Source organism: Caballeronia udeis, from assembly GCF_044909315.1.
Taxonomy (GTDB): Bacteria; Pseudomonadota; Gammaproteobacteria; order Burkholderiales; family Burkholderiaceae; genus Caballeronia; species Caballeronia udeis_A.
Map to the genome: position 1 here is coordinate 96,364 of NZ_JBIYEB010000019.1, position 20,740 is coordinate 117,103.

The 20,740-nt window shown below is 58.7% G+C and carries 21 protein-coding genes; 15 read left to right on the forward strand and 6 right to left on the reverse strand.

Annotated features, from left to right (window positions below; translation table 11 throughout):
- Window positions 1-375 precede the first annotated feature (375 nt).
- The 8 genes from thrS (at window position 376) to ABH944_RS27390 (ending at window position 7,998) form a co-directional block, all read left to right on the forward strand.
- A complete protein-coding gene (thrS, locus tag ABH944_RS27355; protein WP_404610418.1) occupies window positions 376-1,611 on the forward strand; it encodes a threonine--tRNA ligase in 1,236 nt (411 codons plus the stop codon).
- Window positions 1,612-1,915: 304 nt separating this feature from the next.
- Window positions 1,916-2,650, forward strand: coding sequence for a GntR family transcriptional regulator (locus ABH944_RS27360; RefSeq protein ID WP_404610417.1), 735 nt, complete (start codon window positions 1,916-1,918; stop codon window positions 2,648-2,650).
- Window positions 2,650-3,687 (forward strand): ADP-ribosylglycohydrolase family protein, encoded by a 1,038-nt coding sequence (locus ABH944_RS27365; protein ID WP_404610416.1) that lies wholly within the window; start codon window positions 2,650-2,652, stop codon window positions 3,685-3,687. Before ABH944_RS27360 ends, ABH944_RS27365 begins: the two co-directional genes overlap by 1 nt.
- A 61-nt stretch (window positions 3,688-3,748) precedes the next feature.
- Entirely contained in the window at window positions 3,749-5,188 is a 1,440-nt protein-coding gene (locus tag ABH944_RS27370) for a purine-cytosine permease family protein (protein ID WP_404610415.1), read from the forward strand.
- Entirely contained in the window at window positions 5,185-6,141 is a 957-nt protein-coding gene (locus ABH944_RS27375) for a PfkB family carbohydrate kinase (protein WP_404610414.1), read from the forward strand. The genes ABH944_RS27370 and ABH944_RS27375 overlap by 4 nt, the downstream gene beginning before the upstream one ends.
- Window positions 6,142-6,241: 100 nt before the next feature.
- Window positions 6,242-7,273, forward strand: coding sequence for an NADP-dependent oxidoreductase (locus ABH944_RS27380; RefSeq protein ID WP_404610413.1), 1,032 nt, complete (start codon window positions 6,242-6,244; stop codon window positions 7,271-7,273).
- Between the two features lie 87 nt (window positions 7,274-7,360).
- Entirely contained in the window at window positions 7,361-7,597 is a 237-nt protein-coding gene (locus tag ABH944_RS27385) for an antitoxin (RefSeq protein WP_404610412.1), read from the forward strand.
- On the forward strand, window positions 7,597-7,998 hold the full coding sequence (locus ABH944_RS27390; RefSeq protein ID WP_404610411.1) for a type II toxin-antitoxin system VapC family toxin: 402 nt from the start codon (window positions 7,597-7,599) through the stop codon (window positions 7,996-7,998). Before ABH944_RS27385 ends, ABH944_RS27390 begins: the two co-directional genes overlap by 1 nt.
- A gap of 34 nt (window positions 7,999-8,032) precedes the next feature.
- Here the strand turns inward: ABH944_RS27390 and ABH944_RS27395 are convergent, their stop codons facing one another.
- Entirely contained in the window at window positions 8,033-8,623 is a 591-nt protein-coding gene (locus tag ABH944_RS27395; RefSeq protein WP_404610410.1) for a GNAT family N-acetyltransferase, read from the reverse strand.
- A 232-nt stretch (window positions 8,624-8,855) separates the two neighbouring features.
- Here ABH944_RS27395 and ABH944_RS27400 point away from each other — a divergent pair, with 232 nt between their 5' ends.
- Complete coding sequence (locus tag ABH944_RS27400; RefSeq protein WP_062085041.1) at window positions 8,856-9,059, forward strand: hypothetical protein; 204 nt, start codon at window positions 8,856-8,858, stop codon at window positions 9,057-9,059.
- A 72-nt stretch (window positions 9,060-9,131) separates the two neighbouring features.
- Here ABH944_RS27400 and ABH944_RS27405 read toward each other — a convergent pair whose 3' ends face one another.
- On the reverse strand, window positions 9,132-9,425 hold the full coding sequence (locus ABH944_RS27405) for a LysR substrate-binding domain-containing protein (protein WP_404610499.1): 294 nt from the start codon (window positions 9,423-9,425) through the stop codon (window positions 9,132-9,134).
- 86 nt (window positions 9,426-9,511) lie between these two features.
- Between ABH944_RS27405 and ABH944_RS27410 the strand changes: the two genes are divergently transcribed.
- From ABH944_RS27410 to ABH944_RS27420, 3 genes are all read left to right on the forward strand, one after another.
- Window positions 9,512-10,477, forward strand: a complete 966-nt coding sequence (locus ABH944_RS27410) for a quinone oxidoreductase family protein (protein WP_404610409.1) — start codon at window positions 9,512-9,514, stop codon at window positions 10,475-10,477.
- A 320-nt stretch (window positions 10,478-10,797) separates the two neighbouring features.
- Window positions 10,798-11,037, forward strand: coding sequence for a hypothetical protein (locus ABH944_RS27415; RefSeq protein ID WP_404610408.1), 240 nt, complete (start codon window positions 10,798-10,800; stop codon window positions 11,035-11,037).
- A gap of 194 nt (window positions 11,038-11,231) precedes the next feature.
- The gene (locus ABH944_RS27420; RefSeq protein WP_404610407.1) at window positions 11,232-12,833 is read left to right on the forward strand and encodes a peptide chain release factor 3; all 1,602 of its coding nucleotides are present in this window, start codon (window positions 11,232-11,234) and stop codon (window positions 12,831-12,833) included.
- A gap of 130 nt (window positions 12,834-12,963) precedes the next feature.
- Here the strand turns inward: ABH944_RS27420 and ABH944_RS27425 are convergent, their stop codons facing one another.
- The 4 genes from ABH944_RS27425 to ABH944_RS27440 all read right to left on the reverse strand — a co-directional run bounded on the left by ABH944_RS27425 (window position 12,964) and on the right by ABH944_RS27440 (window position 16,954).
- Complete coding sequence (locus tag ABH944_RS27425) at window positions 12,964-13,332, reverse strand: cupin domain-containing protein (RefSeq protein ID WP_404610406.1); 369 nt, start codon at window positions 13,330-13,332, stop codon at window positions 12,964-12,966.
- A gap of 10 nt (window positions 13,333-13,342) precedes the next feature.
- Window positions 13,343-14,500 carry an FAD-binding oxidoreductase gene (locus ABH944_RS27430; protein WP_404610498.1) on the reverse strand — a complete coding sequence of 386 codons (1,158 nt, stop codon included), beginning with the start codon at window positions 14,498-14,500 and terminating at the stop codon, window positions 13,343-13,345.
- Window positions 14,501-14,510: 10 nt separating this feature from the next.
- Window positions 14,511-15,767, reverse strand: a complete 1,257-nt coding sequence (locus tag ABH944_RS27435; RefSeq protein WP_404610405.1) for an aromatic ring-hydroxylating oxygenase subunit alpha — start codon at window positions 15,765-15,767, stop codon at window positions 14,511-14,513.
- Between the two features lie 257 nt (window positions 15,768-16,024).
- Complete coding sequence (locus tag ABH944_RS27440) at window positions 16,025-16,954, reverse strand: LysR substrate-binding domain-containing protein (protein ID WP_404610404.1); 930 nt, start codon at window positions 16,952-16,954, stop codon at window positions 16,025-16,027.
- A gap of 537 nt (window positions 16,955-17,491) precedes the next feature.
- On the opposite strand from ABH944_RS27440, the gene ABH944_RS27445 reads away from it, so the two are divergent.
- From ABH944_RS27445 to ABH944_RS27455, 3 genes are all read left to right on the forward strand, one after another.
- Entirely contained in the window at window positions 17,492-18,772 is a 1,281-nt protein-coding gene (locus ABH944_RS27445; protein ID WP_404610497.1) for a quaternary amine ABC transporter ATP-binding protein, read from the forward strand.
- Window positions 18,769-19,656, forward strand: coding sequence for an ABC transporter permease (locus tag ABH944_RS27450; RefSeq protein WP_404610403.1), 888 nt, complete (start codon window positions 18,769-18,771; stop codon window positions 19,654-19,656). The genes ABH944_RS27445 and ABH944_RS27450 overlap by 4 nt, the downstream gene beginning before the upstream one ends.
- A 106-nt stretch (window positions 19,657-19,762) precedes the next feature.
- Window positions 19,763-20,644, forward strand: coding sequence for a glycine betaine ABC transporter substrate-binding protein (locus ABH944_RS27455; RefSeq protein WP_404610496.1), 882 nt, complete (start codon window positions 19,763-19,765; stop codon window positions 20,642-20,644).
- Window positions 20,645-20,740: the final 96 nt, after the last annotated feature.

The following is a 20,740-nucleotide window of genomic DNA, read 5'->3' on the forward strand; positions in this document are numbered from 1 at the left end:
CCGAAAATCAGCATATTGGGAGCACCTGGCACAATGTACCCTGCAAATATCACGGGGTCACCCAGGCGATGCACGCTCGCGCGAATGGCAGTACTGAAACGTCCGGGTTCGCTTCCCTTGGGCAATTCACTGTTTTTCAATATCGATATTGACGGCGAGCCCTAAAGCCCTTTATTGTTTGCTGCATGAACTCACATTTCTTCGCCCTCACCACCGCGACCACCACGACCACCTTCTCAGGCGGGTCGTCTGGAGGCCGTGCGCGATAAGGTATCGAGGTGCGTTTTTCAGAAGGCCCCGCCGGAAACGGACGGGGCCTTCTGTGTTTACGGCGCTCCCTGTCCGTCAAGGCCCTTGAATTTAACGGAGAGCATTGTGGACAATATCGATCATCGGCAGTTGGGTAACAAGCTGGACCTGTTTCATCAGCAGGACGAAGGACCTGGAATGGTGTTCTGGCATCCGCGCGGGTGGGAGCTTTATCGCGTGGTGGAGGATTACATCCGGCGTCGAATGCGGGGTGCGGGGTTTCGCGAAGTGCGTACGCCGCAATTGCTGGCGCGTTCGCTTTGGGAGCGCAGCGGGCATTGGGATAAATTTCAGGCCGGCATGTACTCGGTGAACGGCAGGCAGGATGAAGCCCATGACGAGGCTCATGAAAGCCAGCCCTATTGCCTGAAATCCATGAGTTGTCCGTGTCATGTGCAGATTTTCAATCAGCGGATTCGTTCTTATCGCGACCTCCCGGTCCGCTACAGCGAGTTTGGGGCGTGCCATCGCGACGAGCCTTCAGGATCGCTCGAGGGATTGAAACGCACGCGCGCTTTCACGCAAGACGACGCTCATGTCTTCTGCACGGAAGATCAGGTGGAAGCCGAGGTAGGGCGGTTTTGCGACTTGCTTCGCGTGGTCTATGCCGACCTTGGTTTCTCGACGTTCCACGTACAACTGGCTACGCGTCCGGAGCAGCGAGCTGGCGATGACGCCGTCTGGGATCGCGCGGAAGATGCGCTAGCGAAGGCCGCGGCTTGCGCCGGCCTGACGTTCGATGTACGTCCGGGGGAAGGGGCTTTCTATGGCCCGAAGCTTGAATTCCATCTCACGGATAGCCGCGACCGTAGCTGGCAGTGCGGGACGATCCAGCTTGATTTCGTCTTGCCGGACCGTCTTGATGCAAGCTTCGTTTCGTTCGCGAACGAGCATGTACGTCCGGTGATGATTCATCACGCGGTCCTCGGCAGCATGGAACGGTTTATCGCCATGCTCCTTGAACATCATGAAGGTTGGCTGCCCCTGTGGCTTGCGCCGGATCAGGTGACGGTCGCAACGGTATCGGATGCCAGCGCGGCTTATGGACAACGCGTGATGGACCTGCTGGATGACGCTGGACTAAGGGCGGTGTTCGACGACAGGCCTGAACGGCTTGAACGAAAGATCGTCGATGCACGCGAACACCGGATCCCCGTATTTATCACGGTGGGCGCACGCGACCAGCGTGACGAGACGATGTCGCTGCGGTTTCGGGATGGAACGCAAGATACCTTCCCTATACATGAGGGCGTTGCACACTTGCGTGAGAGGGGGCGCCCGCCCGCTAAAGCCCGGTCCTGAGAAAAAGGGAAGACTCGTGATTGGCTCTTCCCTCACCAACACGCTCGCCCGTAGGCCCGTCTCCAAGGGTTTCCCCTCATCAATTCCCGCTTGACCATAGCAATATGACGCCTTAAATTCTGTACATGTTCCTACATGTACTTTTTAAAGGTTCATAAAAGGAACAAGCGACCGGGATTGAGGCCGTGCGGGCGCTCGAAGCTTTCAGTGAGGTTTCGTGCGCCGCTTTTTCGCAAAACATGTGCATACTTGTGCTTTCGCAGAGACTGGACCTTCCAATTCTCATCGGCACAGGAGTCACAGCATGGTTAAACGAGCAGTAAAAACCGCCGAGGTCGGGCGCTCGAAGGCACATATGGTTGCCGCCACGATCGAGCAGGAGATCCTCACCGGCCGTCTGCCGTTCGGGCAGCAACTGGAAAGCGAGAACGAGCTGGTCGAGCGTTTTGCGGTCAGCCGTAACACGGTTCGAAAGGGGCTCGACCTGCTCACCAGCGGTGGCTTGATCACGCGCAAGGGTGGTATTGGCTCGTTTGTGACGTTCAACGGCAAGGCGATTGACGGGACGCTCGGCTGGACCACGGCCATAGAGAAAGTGGGTGGTCACGCGCAGACCCGTTTGCTGCAGATTGCGCTCGTTGAAGACGAGACGCTTGCGCAAGAGTTGAAGCTTGAGCGCACGACGTTCGTGGCGATCGACCGGATGCGCGTGATCGGCGCTGACGCCGAAGCACAATGCATTTCGCTTGAACGCAGCCGCTTGCCGTTCAGCGACGACCTTGCCGCGTTGCCGCTGGAAGGGCTCGTAGGCGGCTCGCTGAACCGGACGCTGATCGAGCACGGCATGGTGCCGCATCACGGCGAGCAATGGGCCGAAGTGGTCGGCCTGGAAGCTGCCGATGCGCGCCTGCTCAAGCGGCGCGCCGGCACCTCGTTCCTGCGTTCGCGGCGGCTCACGCGGGACCGTGAGGAGCGGATTATCGAGTACGTCGTGAGCTTGCTGGACCCGGCTTTTTTTGCACTACACCTGGAATTCTGATGTCTTCGTCTTTGCTTTCGAATCACCCCACGCTGGCGGATCGCGCACGCGGCGCCTTCTACGGTCTTGCACTCGGCGACGCGTTCGGCATGCCGACCCAGTCACTTAGCCGCGAGCGCATCGTCGAGCAGTTCGGACGGATCGACAAGCTGGAAAACGCATTTCCGGATCAACCAATCGCGCCGGGTCTCCGGGCGGGCTCCATCACCGACGACACGGAACAGGCGGTCCTCGTTGCGCATCTGCTCGTCGATGGCCACGGCAAGATCGAGCCAATGGCGTTTGCGCACGCGTTGATCGAATGGGAGGCGTCCATGAAGGCGCGGGGTTCTCTCGACTTGCTCGGACCCTCGACGAAACAGGCAATCGAGCGCATTGCCGCCGGTGAAGACCCGTTGCGCACGGGCCGTTTCGGTACGACCAACGGCGCGGCCATGCGGGTGACGCCGGTCGGGATTGCATTCGACCTGCGCCGCCGCGATGTGTTTATCGATGCCGTCGTGCAGTCGTGTGTCGTGACGCATAACACCACGCTCGGGATTTCGAGCGCGGCGGCGGTGGCGGCGGCGGTATCGGCCGGATTGAACGGCGCGAGCCTGATTGAAGCGCTGGAAGCCGGCATTGCCATGGCCGAGGCCGCCGAAAGTCGCGGGTTCTGGGTCGCGGGCGGGCGCATTGCGCCGCGCATCCGCCATGCACGCGAACTGGTGCGCAACTGCGCCGGGCACGAGGTGGCGGACACGATCTACGACGTGATCGGTACGTCGGTGGCATCGCAGGAATCGGTCGTGGCGACCTTCGCGCTGGCTTTCGATCTGGATGGTCGAGGCAGCTCGATTGAAGCCGCCCTGGGGGCTGCAGCAAGCCTGGGCGGGGACACCGACACGATCGCCGCCATGCTCGGCGCGATCCTCGGCGCGTGTGCGGGTTACGACGCGCTGCCGGCCGGCCCCGTCGAGACCATCCGACGCGTGAATTCGCTCGATCTCGAGCCGTTGCTCGACCGTTTGCTTGGACTGCGCGCCGCAACTTCCTGACGCGCTTAACGCATTTTCCGCAGTACCCTGCTGCACCCTTTAATCTGGAGATCGGACTCAGATGGCTTCGTCACGCACGTCAAACAGCGCTCGCCGAGTCGAGACGCGTGGTATCGAACCTGTACCGGAAGGCGAATGTCATGGGCATCCGCTGCAGCTTTTCTGGGTCTGGTTCGCCGCCAACATCAGTATCCTCGGATTGCCGCTCGGCGCAACGCTGGTGGCTTTCCAGCATCTTGCGTTCTGGCAGGCGGCGCTTGTCGCGGTGATTGGCGCGGCGGGATCGTTCGCGATCGTCGGCGTGATCTCGATCGCCGGGCGGCGTGGGCATGCGCCGAGTCTCACGTTGTCACGTGCGATCTTCGGCGTGCGCGGCAACATTGGGCCGACCATCGTCTCGCTGTTGTCGCGGCTCGGCTGGGAGACCGTCAACACGACCACGGCTGCGTACGTGCTGCTGTCGCTCGCCACCATTGTGTTCGGCACGCCCGCGGAAGCCAGGAATGCGCCGGTCCTGACGCTGGTGTTCATCGCCGTGTTCGTGGTGCTGACGTTGATAGTGTCGGGGCTCGGCCACGCTACGCTGCTCGTGATCCAGAAATGGTCCACCTATGTCTTCGGCGTGCTCAACCTGCTGGTAGCCGGTTTTCTCGTGATGAAGATCGACTGGCATGCTGTTTTCAACGCGGCGCCTGCGCCGTTGAGCGCCGTCATTATCGGCATTGGCACGATCGCAGCGGGGACGGGGATTGGCTGGGCCAACGCAGGCGCCGACATGTCGCGTTATCAGGCGCCTACGGTCAAGGGTCCGGCGCTGGTCGCATCCGCCGCGTTTGGCGCGGGCATTCCGCTGATTCTTCTCGTCACCCTGGGGGCGCTGCTCTCCGTTGGCAACGATCATCTCGCGTCGGCCACGGACCCGATCGCCGCGATCCGCGAAATGCTGCCCACGTGGATGGCTATTCCGTACCTGATCACGGCGTTCGGCGGTTTGTTGCTGTCCAACTACCTGTCCGTCTATTCGGCTGGTTTGACGACACTCACGCTTGGCCTGAAGGTGAAGCGGGTGCAGGCGGTGGTGGTCGACGTCGTGGTGATTTTCACGGGCTCGATCTACTTCATGCTGATTGCCGGGAGCTTCTACGGTCCGTTCATCGGTTTCATTTCGCTGCTTGCGGTGCCTATCACGGCGTGGGTCGGTATCTTCGTGGTGGATCTGATGCATCGCCAGGAATATTCCCCGGCCGACTTGCTCGATGTCTCCCCGCGCAGCGCGTACTGGTACAAGGGCGGTATTGAATGGCGCGCATTCGGCGCGTGGGCGCTGGCGATCGTACTCGGGTTTTGCTTCCTCTCCACGGGTGCTATCCACGGCATATTCGCGGACTCCTGGCTGGGACACAATGGCCTTGGATGGATCGTGACGTTCGTCGCGGCAGCGGGCGTGTATGCAATATTGGGCGGCGCGCGCGGTACGGCTAAACGTTGGAAGACAGCATGACGCAAAGAGACTCACAGCAGCCTGCAAGATTGATTCATACGGGGCAGGTGATCGTCGACCTGGTCATGCAGATCGATACGTTGCCCCTGCCCGGCGGCGATGCGCTCGCACACAACGCAAGCTTCCAGGTAGGCGGCGGTTTCAACGTGATGGCGGCGGCACGGCGCAGCGGCATGCGCGTGGTGTATCCAGGCGGTCATGGGCATGGGCGTTTCGGCGACATGGTGCGCGAGACGTTGACGCAGGAAGGCGTGGAGATAGCGGGGCCGGAGGTGGCGGACCAGGACACCGGTTTGTGCGTCGCCATTGTCGATGCCTCGGCCGAGCGCACGTTCGTCTCGTACATCGGCGCGGAAGGTGTGCTCGAGCGGCACGTGCTTGACGCGCTCTCGCTGAACGCGCAAGACATTGTCTATGTAAGCGGGTATAGCCTGATGCTTCCGGAGAAGGGGGCGGTGCTTGTCGACTGGCTAGAACATCTGCCTTCCGGAACGCGCGTGGCTTTCGATCCGGGACCGCTTGTCGATGCTATCGACGCAACGTTGCTCGCGCGCATGCTGGCCGTTGTATCGATCTGGACGAGCAACCGTGTGGAAGCGTTGCGTTTCGCCAATAGCGATAACTTCGACGCCGCGTTCGACTCGATCATCGCGCGATTAAGAACCGGGGCGCTTGCCATCGTGCGCGATAGCGCATCGGGTTGTCATCTGCGCGTGGGTGAAACAAGCGACCATGTGCCGGGTTTCGCGGTAAAAGCAGTCGACAGCAACGGTGCCGGCGATGCTCACGCCGGCGTGTTCCTGGCCGCGCTTGCGACCGGCGCCGACGCACGAACGGCGGCGCGTCGCGCGAACGCCGCGGCGGCGGTTGCCGTGACGCGCTACGGGCCTGCGACGTCGCCGGATACGGCGGAAATCGATGCCTTCATCGCGTCGCCGGAGTCAGCGAATTAAGCGAATCAAACGAATCACCCGCGTCTGACCGGGCGGCAAAGCGCGATTTCGCAAGCGCGTATATGCTCAGTTTCCCCACGATGAATCCTGGAGAAACCGCATGACCTCAGCCACCGCTCGACAAATCGTGTTGGCCTCGCGTCCCACCGGCGGCCGCGCCGCGCTTTCTGATTTTCGCCTTGAAGACGTGCCCATGCCTGTGCCTGGGGAAGGGCAGGTCTTGTTGCGCGTCGACTATCTGTCGCTCGATCCGTACATGCGTGGCCGCATGAACGACGCACGTTCCTACGCGAAACCCGCGCAGATCGGTGAGCCGATGCCCGGCGAGAGCGTGGCGACGGTAATCGAATCGAACAACACAGCACTGCCGGCCGGCGCCCAGGTGCTCGTGAACGCGGGTTGGGTCAGCCACACGGTGGCCAACGCCCGCGACCTGAGCCCGCTTTCCGCAGACGGTATTACCACGCGCGCTTATCTGGGTGTGCTCGGCATGCCGGGCTTTACGGCTTATTCCGGCATGGCGGCGATCGGTAAACCGAAGCAAGGCGAGACGGTCGTGGTCGGTGCGGCGAGCGGCCCCGTGGGCTCACTTGTCGGTCAGCTCGCCAGGATCGCCGGAGCGCGGGTGGTGGGCATTGCCGGCGGTGCGAAGAAGTGCGCTTACGTGGTGGACGAACTTGGCTTCGATGCCGCCATTGACCATCGCGCGTCCGACTTCGCAGATCAATTGGCGAACGCGTGTCCCAAAGGTATCGACGTCTATTTCGAGAACATTGGCGGCGCGGTGTGGAAGGTTGTGTTGCCTTTGCTCAACCAGTACGGCCGCGTTCCGGTCTGCGGATTGATGGCGCAGACGTCGGGTAAAAATGCGGATGCCGACGATGGACTCGCTGCGACCATGCGCGCGATTCTTACGCGCAGCCTGACGGTGCGCGGTTATATCAACTATGAGTTTTTGCCTGACTACCGGGACGCTTTCCTGCGCGATGTCGGCGGTTTTTTGCGTGCGGGTCAGGTGAAGCATCTGGAAGATGTCGCCATTGGCTTGGAGAACGCGCCGCAGGCGTTCCTCGACATGATCGATGGCCGTAATTTCGGCAAGGTGCTGGTGCGGGTGTCGGGGGAAGTATAAACCTGAGGAGATGTTGTACACACGTGTATTTACATTGAAGGCTTTTGCGTCTATAGTACATCCAATGTACACACAAGGATGCCCGTTATGCCCACTACCAAAGTTTTCCGCAATGGAAATTCGCAGGCCGTGCGCATTCCAGCAGAACTAGCCTTCGACCGTATGGACATGGAGGTTGATATCGAACGTGTCGGTGACGAATTGAGGATTCGGCCGATACGTCGATCTCTGGCGGGCGTGCTGAAAACCTTTGCGAAATTCGGGCCGGATTTCACAGTAGACGGTCGTGATGAACACGAGCAGACGGACCGCGAGGATTTGTAATGCCGCTTTATATGCTCGACACCAATATTTGCATTTATCTGATGAAGAACCAACCCGAGCAAGTTGCTCGTCGTTTTGCAAAATGTTATTTCGGCGACGTGGTCATGTCTGCTATCACGTTTGCCGAACTCGAATACGGCGTGGCGGTTTCAGCTAATCCAAAGCGCGAAAAGCGCAATCTTGCGGCGCTGACACAGGACATTCGAGTGATGCCGTTCGACGCTGCAGCAGCGACCGCCTACGGCCCTGTCCGGGAAGCCACACGCGAACGGAAAAAAGATCATCTCGACAAGCTGATCGCGGCGCATGCCTGTGCGTTAGGCGTAACTCTGGTTACCAACAACGAACGCGACTTCGCGCACTATCCTGGGGTTAAGGTTGAAAACTGGCTAAACGCATAATCCGGCGGTGATTTGCTCTACCGCCTTTCCCCGCTCAATCTTTCGGGTTCACCAGCGAGGTCAGCACGTGATCCGCCCATTGCCCGTCGATCTTGAGATACGCCTTGGCCAGCCCTTCATGCTCGAATCCAAGCCGCGCCAGCAGACGCGCGCTGCGATCGTTCTCCGGCCGATAACTCGCCATGACGCGATGTAGCCCGTAGGCATCGAAGATAAAACCCAGCGCCGCGGCAAGCGCCTCGCGCATCAGCCCGCGTCCCTCGTAATGCTGATCGATGGAATAACCGAGATGGCACGCCTGAAACGGCCCCCGCACGATGTTCGTGAAGTGGCAGTCGCCAATCAGCGTCTGGCGCCGTTCATTCGAGAAAATCAGCAGATGCAGCGCCGTGCCGGCAGCCATCGCGGTTTCCATTAACGCCATGCGTTCATTTGCGGCTTGCATGGTGAAGAAAGCGTCTTCGCGCAACGGCTCCCAGTGGTCGAGGTGCGCGCGATTAGCGAGCCGGTAGATCAGCAGTGCGCCGGTGTATTGACTGGTCGCCGGACGCAGCACGACACGCTCCGTTTTCAAGCCCCCCGGCGGGAATTGCGCCATGGCGCTGTGCCCGGCTTCGACTGCCATAAGCGGTAAATACTCCTTCCTGATCCTGTTCAACGGCAATGCAGCAACGAAGACAATGACAATACAGCGACGAAATCAAGGCCGGCTTTTCATGTGATGAAAAGAGGCAATATTTTCCTAAGCAATGCGGCTGACTGTGTCGTTTTCCGTCACCGATGCCTAATTTAGGCTGGCGAAAAGTAGGTGAAAACCCTTATAATTCCCAAAGTGAAAGACTCAAGGAACTTTGGAAATGTCCCGCCGCTTTATGATCGTCGAGCGCATTGCTTTTGCGCTGCTGACCTTGTCCGCCGTTGCGGACGCTGGCTTTATCAGCTACGAAAAGAGCCCGAATTTCAGGGATAACATCCATGAAATCGTTCGCGTGAGCAAACAGGTTTCGCTTATGTATCCGGCGACCGGCAACGACCCCTGGATGCCCCTCGCGTCCAGCTGATGTTCTGAGAAAACGCTCAGGCTGAAGTGTAAATCGCACTTGTCCTGCAGCCGAGCCTTGCGGTCGAGCGCTTCACGCAGAGCTTTTCTCGCCGGGCGTCTCTTGTACAAAATCAAGAAAAAAATCCAGTAAGACCCGCACTCGCGGTGACTCATGCCGTCGATTCGCCAACACCGCATATAGCTCGATTTCATCGCAGTGACAGGGCGCAAGGCGCTCGATCAGTCTGCCCACGCGCAAATCATCTTCTACGTCCTGCAGCGCCTTGAATACAAGGCCGCAGCCTTTGAGCGCCTGGTCGTGCAGCACTTCGCCGCTTGCGATCGAGAGCGCAAGCGCACCTTGATCTCCAGCCCATCTTTCCACCTGACGCAACGGCTCCTTGCGGGCGGATGCCTTTTCGCCACGGGCGGACGCGGCAATAATGCGGACATGACAACGGAGCAACCATCATGAAAGCATTGCGCTTCAACCAACACGGCGATCCATCGGTCCTCGTCACCAGCGATCTGCCCACGCCTGCGCCGTCCGCGGATGAAGCCGTCGTCCAGGTCTTCGCGGCGTCGATCAATCCCAGCGACGTAAAGAACGTGGAAGGCCGCATGAGCCAGACGACGCTGCCGCGTACGCCCGGCCGCGACTATTCGGGCGTGGTTATCGCCGGTCCGGCCGAGTGGCTGGGCGCCCAGGTGTGGGGTTCTGGCGGCGATGTGGGCTTCACCTGCGACGGCACGCATGCTGAACAGGTTGTCGTGCCTGTCGCGAGCCTGCGTCGCAAGCCGGCGAATCTGACGTTCGAGGAGGCATCGGCGATTGGCGTGAATTTCATCACGGCGTGGTGTGCCGTGGTGGAAGCGGCGCAGTTGCAGGCCGGCGAGAGCCTCGTGATCATCGGGCTGGGTGGCGTGGGCGGGGCGGCGTCGCAGATCGCGAAACGTATTGGCGCGAAGGTGGTGGGCGTGGCGCGCGGAGCAGGCAAGACGAGTCCCTACGTCGATGCCATGGTGGACTCGCAAGCCCCCGATTCCATCGCGCGCATTCGTGAAGCGACGAACGGCGGCGCGGCGGTCGTATTCGATACCGTCGGCGGATCGATGTTCGAAACGGCCTTGCACATGCTGAGGGTGGGCGGACGGCTGGTGGAAATATCGGCGTCGGATCGTCGCGAGGTCACCTTCAATCTCGCGGATTTCTATCACAACGAGAGCCGCCTGATTGGCGTCGATACATTGAAACGCGATCTGGTCGCGTCTGCGCAGATGCTGGAAGCGTTGCGTCCCGGCTTCGAAGACGGCAGCTACAAGGCGCCGGCCATTGCGCAAACTTTCGCGCTTGAGGACGCGCAAGCCGCGTACCAGGCTGTGGCGGCGGGAACAAAAGGGCGCGTGGTACTGACACCGCAAGCGAAGCGAAACTGACTCGTGCTTAGTCGGCGCGGCGGAATCGAAGCCACTTCAGGCTCGCCGGTTTGAACGTCGTGACGCGCGGATTGAGTGAGCGATCACATCAATTGTCAAATAGCGTTATGCAGCAACGCTGAATTTCACGTGGCGACATAAATGGGGTACAGGGTGGGGTTTTGTGCGTCAACCGAAGGAATCTTTTGCACGAAAAAATTATATGGCCGTGGTCAGTTTTTCTTTGAGTTCATGTCAACACACTTCGTGATGAGACGTTAAACCGGTACACGCGACGTCGTCGCCGCGTAGTTGACATCAACCTCAAGGATCTCATTGCCATGAAAAAGCAACTCGTTGCCGCGACGCTCGTCGCTTTGTTCTCCGCTGGCGCATTCGCACAAGCTTCGGCACCTGCACCTGCACCGACTCCGGCTCCTGCCCCGGCTCCGGCCGCGACGGCTGCCACCGCAGCACCGGCTAGCGGCACGCACAAGGCCAAGAAGCATCACCATAAGAAGCATCACAAGCATGCGGCAACCGCAGCTACGACGATCCCGTCGTCGGCACCGAAGCCCTAAGCTTTTATCAAGCTTTAAGTTTTAGCCTTGTCGAGAAGGGCCCCGATCAGTCGGGGCTTTTTCGTTTCGTCCGGTTTGCGCAGGTGAGCCGCCCCGGCACGAGCAGACCCCCCTCGTGTATCATCCACACCACGCGGCTTTTTCGGGCCGTTCCCCGCCCGAATGCTCAATCCCCACAGCTCTCTCCAGTACTGATGTCACTCTCCGAACTCAAACGGCGCCGCACCTTCGCGGTCATCTCCCACCCTGACGCGGGCAAGACCACGCTGACCGAAAAACTGCTGCTGTTTTCGGGCGCGATCCAGATTGCAGGCACCGTGAAGGGGCGTAAAAGCAGCCGCTATGCGACGTCGGACTGGATGGAAATCGAAAAGCAGCGCGGCATTTCGGTCGCGAGCTCGGTCATGCAGTTCGAATACGGCGATTGCGTGATCAACCTGCTCGATACGCCGGGACACGAAGACTTCTCCGAAGATACCTACCGTGTGCTGACAGCGGTGGATGCCGCCGTGATGGTGATCGACGGCGCCAACGGCGTTGAAGCGCAGACGCTCAAGCTGCTTGAAGTTTGCCGCAGCCGCCGCACGCCCATTCTCACGTTCATCAACAAGCTTGACCGTGAAGTGCGTCAACCGCTCGAATTGCTCGATGAAATTGAACAGCACCTGGGGGTGGCTGCTGTGCCTTTCACCTGGCCTATTGGCATGGGCAAGGAATTCCAGGGTGTCTACGACATCGCACACGATCAGGTGCGAGTATTTCGCGCCGGGCAGGATACCGCCGGCGGCGCGGTCGAAACCGTGCGTGCGCTCGACGACGCCGACGGCGAGCGTCGCTTCGGACCGAGCTGGACGCGCGCGAAAGAAGAAATCGATTTGATCACGGGCGCCACGCCCGCGTTTGATCGTGCTGCGTTTCTTGCAGGCGAGCAGTCGCCGGTTTTGTTTGGATCGGCGATCAATAACTTCGGCGTGAAGGAAATTCTCGACGCGCTTGTCGACCTCGCGCCGCCGCCGTCCATGCGCATGTCGGTACAACGTCCGGTATTGCCGGAAGAGCCGCGTTTCACCGGCGTGGTGTTCAAGGTGCAGGCGAACATGGACCTGGCGCACCGCGACCGCGTGGCGTTCATTCGCGTGTGCTCGGGACACTTCGAGCGGGGCATGGCGCTGAAGGTGACGCGCACTGCCAAGACCTTCCGCGCGAATAACGTGGTGACGTTCCTGTCGCAACGCCGTGAGACGGTGAGCGAAGCGTTCCCCGGCGATATCATCGGCATTCCGAATCATGGCACCCTGAGTCTCGGTGACACATTGACCGAGGGTGAACTGCTGCAGTTCGTTGGTTTGCCGTTCTTTGCGCCTGAAATTTTCCAGACGGTGGAAGTGGTCGATCCGATCCGGGCGAAGCAGCTGGGTGAAGCGCTGCGGCAACTCGGCGATGAAGGTGCGATTCAGGTCTTCCGTCCTGTGCTTGGCGGGTCGACCATTCTGGGCGCGGTCGGGCAGCTTCAGTTCGAGGTGGTGTCGCACCGGTTGTCGGCGGAATACAAGGTCGACGTGCGGATCATGCCGGCGCGGTATCGCATGTCGCGGTGGGTGACGTGTGACGATGCCGCCGAATTGCGCCGCTTCACCGACGCGTATGCGGCTCGCATCGCACTCGACGCGTCAAATGCACCGACGTATCTCGCTTCGCATGTTTCCGAAATCGATGTTGCGAAGAAGGCCTGGCCGAAGATCGTTTTTAATGAACTGCGCGAGCATTCCGGCGCGCCGTTTCAGAAGTCGATTTGAAGCAGAGGTTGTGGTTTTAAAATGGAGGTCTCATTTTAAAGTGCGATGGTCCGGTCTAACCCGGACCATCAAGAAGAGCCTTTCATCATCGCCAGAACCCGTCGCTGCGCCCCGGCCTGCCGGCGGCATATCAATCGAGCAAGCTTGAAGCCGTTCGAGCGACCACCAACACGGTACAACCACTTTCCGATGAGCTCGCGTGGCTGGAGCCTGCCGCGTATGTCAGCACGTGGCCCGGTTGAAAGTGGACGCCATCACTGTCGGTGAACACGCCGTCGGCGACGAAAATCATCTCGGTCGTATCGTGCAGATGCATCGGCCCTCGCGCCCCAGGCTGGATTCTCATCCAATAGCTCGACCATCCGCCTCCCTCGTCCTCCGACAGCGGAATCCAGAAATAACCGGGAATATCCACGTTGCCAATTTGCAAGGGGCGCCAGTCTTTGTCGCTAATCTTGTAACTGCGTCGTGCGGCGGAATCGAATGAATTGAGCGGCATTGTGTGTTGGCTAGAGATCTAACAGCAGGTCTGTTTTCGGACGGCTGCAACAAAGCAGACGTAACCCCTTATCGACTTCGCGTTGACGTATTCCGCCGTTGTGTTGCATCTCGACATTCCCTTCGAGCACCAGGGTTTTGCAGGTTCCACAAAGACCTTGTCCGCAAGACGACGGAACAGCTACGCCCGCTTTGCGGGCGGCAGCAAGTACAGTCTCGTTGTCGCCCATCGTGAACGTTTTTCCCGAGCGGGCGAGCCGAACGCTAAATGCGTGGTGAAGTCCGGTTGCGGCACTGCGAGGCGAAACTCGAGCGGCCGTGACACTCCCTTCAGCGCTGCCGGCGCTGATGTCGAAACTCTCCTGATGGTACCGGGCAGGGTCATGGCCGCCTCGCCCCAGGATTTCCCTGACCGATTGCATGTAGCCGGCGGGACCGCAAGTGAAAACCTCGCGCTCCCTGAAGTCCGGCACATAGCGTTCAAGCAGCTCAAGGGAGAGTCTGCCAATGGGGCCATTCCAGTCGGCTTCAAGGCCAATTCCCTCACATACGTGAACCACCGCAAGCCGGTCAGCCGAAGCGCTCAGTTGCGCCAATTCGCTGCGAAAGATGATGTCTGCAGGCGTTCTCGCGCTGTGCAAGAACACGATGTCGCGGTTCAGGCCGAGGTCGTGACCCGCGCGCGTCATCGACATGAGCGGTGTTACGCCTGAGCCGGCGGAAAGGTAGAGCGACTTTGCTGCCGGATACGACGAAGGTGTGAACACGCCGGAGGGTCCGTAGACTTCCAATGACCCTCCGGGTTGGAGCGTATCGTGCAGCCAATTGGAGACCAGACCTCCGGCTACACGCTTGACGGAAATGGAGAGGGTGTAGGGCCGCGTTGGAGGGGAGGAGATGGTGTAGCACCGGGCGAGCATGTGCCCGTTGACCTCGACCGAAATGGTAATGAACTGCCCCGGCTCGAAGCTGAACGGGACGCCGTCTTGCGCGCTAAAAACAAAAGTTTTGACGTCCGCTGTTTCGTCGATGATGCGGCAACAGACCAGCTCTTTTTTCTCCGAGCTGGTCCATTGAGTGCCGATGCGCTCCCAAAGGGCAGAATGGGTCAACCGGTCCGGGGCGCTGTTTGACGGCGTAGCGCTGACATCCGTGTCTATAAGAATCATGGCCGTGGGCTCAAACGCCATGCGCGCTTAACCTGGCCGCGTACCATTGCGAGAACAACTCCAGATATATCTCTGTGAATGGGGAGAACGGTCCTGGCGCATACGCCGGGTCCTGCGTTCCACGGTAGTTGATTGAAACGAGGCTTGCGTCCTGCATGTTTGTAGCAACCCAGACCTCAGTCAGCGTTTTCAGGTCGTAGTCGGCGCCTTCAACCGCATCCTCATGGACCAGCCATTTCGTGCGTACAAGCGTCTTATCGGGGGCGAGTGGAACGATGTAGGAAATAACCGCATGGTCGCTCATCACATGCGTCCACGAATTGTGGGTCCACATATGCACATCGCCGAGGTCCCGACGCTGTAAGTCGCCGAACAGCTTCTTGTTTGCCACTTTGGTATCCATGGTTTGCGACTCGCCGTTTCCGGCAATGACCAGACGCTGGGTTCGGAAGCCCGTGACTACGCCGGGATCGAGCCTTTCGACCGTGTCGCAAAGCAAACCATCCTGTTCCCAACTGGCGATGCTCGCGGCGTTGCGAGCGTGGTACGCGTCCAGCGCACGCTGAGACTCTTCGCTCAGACCTTGCGGGCAAAATCCAAAATCTTCAGGCAGGAAAGACGCGGTGAGCTCCGGATGAGTTGCGCCGCAGTGGTAACACTCACGGTTGTTCTCTATGACGAGCTTCCAGTTGCCGTTCTCGATAATCTCGGCCTCGTGTGCGATCCTGGTGTGCGTCAGGTCATACGGCTTGAACCTGGGGAGCATGGTTTCTTCGAGAACGTCAATATCCGCAGGAGCTTCGTCCGACAGGCACACGAAAATATGCGTGCCGACAATGCGCGTCTTCACCGGGATGAGACTTCGGCACGAACGGTCGAAGTCGACGCCCATATGGGTCGTGTGCTTCAGGCTGCCGTCCAGGTCATATGTCCACTGGTGGTACGGGCATACCAGCATGCCGACGGTTGATTTTCCGGCGTCCTTAAGCCGTGCTCCACGGTGCCGGCATACATTTCGATACGTTCGAATGTTTGCGTCGTCATCGCGCACAATGAGAATTGACGCCTTGCCAATATCCACGGCTGAGACATCGCCCGGTTCGGGAACGTCAGCGGTGACACCGACAAGAATCCAGTGCTTCTGGAAGAACACATCGACGTCTGTCTCGAACACATCTTGCCGGCCGAACAGTTCTCCGGGCATGCCGTGACCCGGCTTGCGACTGAGCGTCAGTTCACCGTGAGTCATGAAATTCACAACAGACATCGATTGCCCCCTGCGTGGTTTGACTGTCGTGATGCCATTGCATTCACGTACGAGCGCAGTATTGAATCGACGATATTGACCGTCAATGCGCTTTATTTTCGCTTTGGCTTTACTTCAGGTTATGCGAAAAAAGCCTCATTTCCCCTCGATGGCAGGAGCAGCGCGTCGCTAAACAGCACTTTGAGTTATGCGTATGAGACAAAAAGCCTGTCGACTGAAGGAACGGGTGCCCGGGCACTTCGACTTCGGCGTATCGCCTAACGGGAAGTCGTGTTTCCACGCAGCCAGTCAATCACGGCGCTCGTTGTTGGCGTTATCGTGCGCCCGTGTGGAATGACGGCGTAATAGGAATCGCCGGCTTTGATCGTCGCCTCTGTCATGCGCACCAGTTCTCCGGTGCCGAGCAGTTCGGTCAAAAGCCGCCGCCAGCCAAGTGCTACACCTTGCCCCCGAAGCGAAGCTTGTATCGCGTCCGTATAGAGACTGCAGCGCAGCGCGTACTGCAATCGCGGTGGCCGAATGCCTGCTGCCTGGAACCAGGTTTCCCAATCCATCCATCCTTCAGATGTGGAGTCGGATTCAATGAGCTGCACCTTCGCGAGTTCAGCGAGGGATTGCGGTGACCCGTGTGCCTGCAACCAGGCAGGTGAGCAGACCGGGAACACGTCCTCGTCAAACAGGAACGAAGAGGTTCCGTCACGCCATTTGCCATTGCCGAATCGCACCGCAATGTCCACCTCGTGATGGCGCAGATCTGCAGTGAACATTTGCGTGGTCAAACGAAGCTTCAATTGCGGCTGGGCGCGCTTCAACTCGAGGAGCGTGGGCACAACGCGGAAATGTGAAAACGCTGCCGTGGTGGCAAGTACCAACTCCCGCTCTTCACTTTCGTTCGACAGCCGGTCAAACACGCCCGCAATCCGCTGCATCGACTCAGCCACCACGAGATACAGTGCTTCGCCGTCGCTCGTCAGCTTGATTGAACGGTGCAGACGATGGAAAACGCGAACACCCAGAGATTCCTCAAGGAATCGTATTTGTCTGCTCACGGCTGCCGGGGTGACTCCAAGCTCGTTGGCCGCCAGCGTAAAGCTGCTTAGCCGTGCCACAGCTTCAAATTCAACCAAGGCCGTCAACGAAGGTATAAGTCGTCGATAGCCCTTTGCTCCTTCATTGACGGATTTCATATTTTGATTTGCGTGGGGAGGGGCTGCCCGCCGTGCGCAGATGATATTCGAAACGATATGTCTTGCGAAAACCGCAGACAGCCCGCGCGTGGGGCTTTCCCTTATCGGCTAATTGCCCGTGTTTGACCGGCGTATTCCACGCGAACCGCAAAACCATACCAGGCGGACGTCCACCGCAAGTCCAAAACTTAACCAGTCAGTTGCCCGCTCCGACCCATTACCAGAGGTAGGGGAAAGAGCGCAGAAAATGTAGCTAGTTGTGTCTATTTGGCGGGGTACGCTCTTATCAACGCAACAAACATTGACGAATCAAGATTCGGTAGTGAAAGATTTTATGTTTCGCGCAAAAATTCGCCTTTTATACGCATGCGCGAGGCTGTCTGTCTTTGCTTGCGAGATGGCTATCGGCGCATGTGTCCGGCAGCCGCAATGCTCATCCCTGACCTCGAACCGATTCAGCGACCTTGCACGCTTCCCGTGCCTATCCAGGTCGAATCGGACCTTCAGGTTTTTGAACTTGCCAGTTGGAATGACAGAATGCCCGCAAATCTCACATTCGCATCGGCCGCGGTTTACCCGGGCGAAGTCGATTCCAGCCTCACTTCTTCGGTCGTGACGCCGGTGTCCGCAAACGAAATTCTCACGGTGCAAAATCTATCCAAGATCTTTGGTCCCAAACCCGAACGCGCAGCTGAAATGCTCCGGCAAGGACTTGGAAGGAACGAAATCTTCCAGCAGACCGGCAACATGGTCGCTGTCGACAACGTGAGTCTGGGTGTTCGGGCGGGCGAGATTTTCGTGATCATGGGACTGTCCGGTTCCGGAAAGTCCACGCTCGTTCGACTGCTGAATCGCTTGATTGAGCCGACGTCGGGAAAGGTTGTTCTTGAGGGCCGCGATATTGCGCCGATGTCCACACCCGAGTTGCAGGAAGTGCGGCGCAAGAAAATGGCGATGGTCTTTCAATCATTCGCCTTGCTGCCCAACCGTACAGTGATCGAGAACGTGTCATACGGTCTTGAAGTGGCCGGCCAGAAGAAGACGGAGCGGTACGAGGTTGCACGCCGGGCACTGGAGCGGGTAGGGCTCAGTTCGTATGAAAAGCTGTACCCGGCGGAGTTGTCGGGAGGTATGCAGCAGCGGGTCGGTTTGGCGCGCGCACTAGCCGTGAACCCATCCGTACTGCTTATGGATGAAGCATTCTCGGCGCTTGACCCACTGATCCGCTTCGAAATGCAGAACGAACTTGTGCGGCTGCAGAAAGAGGAGCAACGAACGGTTGTCTTCATCTCGCATGACATTGAGGAAGCAATCAAGATTGGCGGGCGCGTTGGTGTCATGAAGGATGGCCGATTGGTGCAGGTCGGTACACCCGCTGAACTCATCCAGTCGCCAGCCGACGAATATGTTCGAAATTTCTTCCGCAACGTTGACGTCTCGCGGTTCCAGAAAGCCTCAAGTCTCCTTTCAAAGGTTGAGCGAGGCGTCATCAACTGTGACACCGGCGTGTCCGCCGCCCGCTATGCGGATGAGCTTATCGACGCGGGTGTGGAATGCGGTTATGTCTGCGATGAGGCGGGGCGATATCAAGGCTGTGTCACGCCGGCGTCTTTGCGCAAATGTGGGAGCGCCCCTATTCGGGACGCACTGCTGCGCGACATTGCTCCGGTTTCGATAGACGCTGATCTGCACGAACTGTCGACCATTGCTCTCAGGCAGGAGCACGACGTACCTATCGTAGATGCCGCAGGCAAACTTGCCGGCGTTGTGTCGTGCCGCACGATTCTGAAACAGGTTATGGAACGGAGGGCAGCATGAACTCGTCATTTATCGGGCAGGCAGCGGAGCGCGCAGTGAACTTCCTGTTCCTGCATTTCCGTGGCGGATTCGACACTTTCTCCGCAGCCCTGGATGCGGTGGTCAAGCTCCTTCAAGACGGTCTAGCCGCGGTTCCGTTTGTGGTGATGCTGGTTGCGTTTGTAGCCTTTGCTCTTTGGCGCAAGGGCGTGGTGTTCGCGATTTTTGTGGGCCTTGCGATTTTGACAATCCACTACATGGGGCTCTGGGCGCAAACCGTGTCGACCCTTGCGTTGGTGATTGCCGCAACGTTCTTCAGTCTGGTAATTGGAGTTCCACTTGGGATTTGGGGGGCACGCAACCGCCGGGCCGAAGTTGTCTTGCGTTCGCTCCTGGACTTCATGCAGACCATGCCGGCATTCGTGTACCTCATTCCGGCGGTGATTTTGTTCGGACTCGGCCGGGTACCGGCGGTAATTGCAACGGTCATATTTGCCATGCCTCCGGTGGTCCGCCTAACCACTCTTGGAATCAAGCAAGTTCGAGAGGAACTCATGGAGGCCGGCAGGTCGTTCGGCAGCACGGACTCGCAATTGCTGTGGAAGATTCAACTTCCGAACGCGCTGCCTTCCATCATGGCAGGTATCAATCAAACCATCATGATGGCGCTCTCAATGGTCGTCATCGCCTCCATGATTGGAGCGGGTGGCCTGGGCGAATATGTCCTCAGCGGGATTCAACGACTTGATATCGGCATTGGTTTTGAGGGCGGTCTTGGCGTCGTTTTGCTTGCCATCATTCTTGACCGGTTGACAGAAAGCTTCGGGATCAAATCGGTCAGGAAGAAAGGTAAATCGCGGGCATTGAAGCCAACCGCGGGTGACACGGTGCAGACCCAACCCTAGTTTGTTTTTGGTGGCGGAACCGCGCGTTTCGCCACACCGGCAGGCAGCATCAAAAACCGCAGACAAGATCGGGAAAGTATCTATTTTTAATAAAGAGGAGTACCAAATGCGTGCTGAAATTCTGAAATCCTATGCTGTGAAGATTGCTGCTTCTGCTCTCTGTGCGTTCGGCCTTTACGGTGGTGCAGCGGTGGCGGCAGAACCTGTGAAGATCACGATCACCAACTGGGCTGACGTCTTGGCTGTTGCGAACGTGGCGAAGTACGTCATGGAAACCAAACTCCAGCAGCCCGTCACGTTTGTTCAAGCCGATATCGGCATTCAGTACCAGGGCGTCGCACGCGGTGACGTGGACCTGATGGTGGGTGGCTGGCTTCCGGTTACGCACGCGACGTACTACGCGAAGTACAAGGACAGCATGGATGATGTCGGCATCATCTACACCGGCGGAAGAAATGGCTGGGCCGTTCCTAGCTATGTCCCCGAGTCCGAGCTTTCATCAATTTCCGACCTCAACAAGCCGGATGTGAAGAGCAAACTGAACAGCACGATTCAAGGCATCGAACCGGGCGGCGGTCTGATGCAAGCGTCTGAGAAAACCATCAAGGAGTACAACCTGGCGGGATACAACCTGCAGTCTTCCAGTGAAGCAGGGATGCTTGCATCACTGTCGCGTGCTTACCAATCCAAGCAGTGGATTGTCGCGACCGTATGGAGCCCGCACTGGCTCTTTCAGAAGTGGTCGATGCGTTATCTGAAGGACCCGAAAGGCACGCTGGGTGGCGAAGAGCAAGTCCACGCATTTGGTTCGAAGCAATTTGCGACCAAGTTTCCGCGGGCCGACGTGTTCATGAAGCATTTCAAGTTGACGCTTGCTGACGTGGAAGCCATTGAACTCGAAGGCAACAGCACGAACGACTACGCTACTGCAGCCAAGAAGTTCGTCGAAGCGCATCCGGACAAGCTGGCAGCCTGGTTGCAGCAGTAACAGTTTTTTGCGGGCGCTGCATGGGGCCTTGGTATCTCATGACGCGTCCGCTCAGTCGACAGGCTCGAATGCGTTGTGTCGAACGTCAGCCGTGCT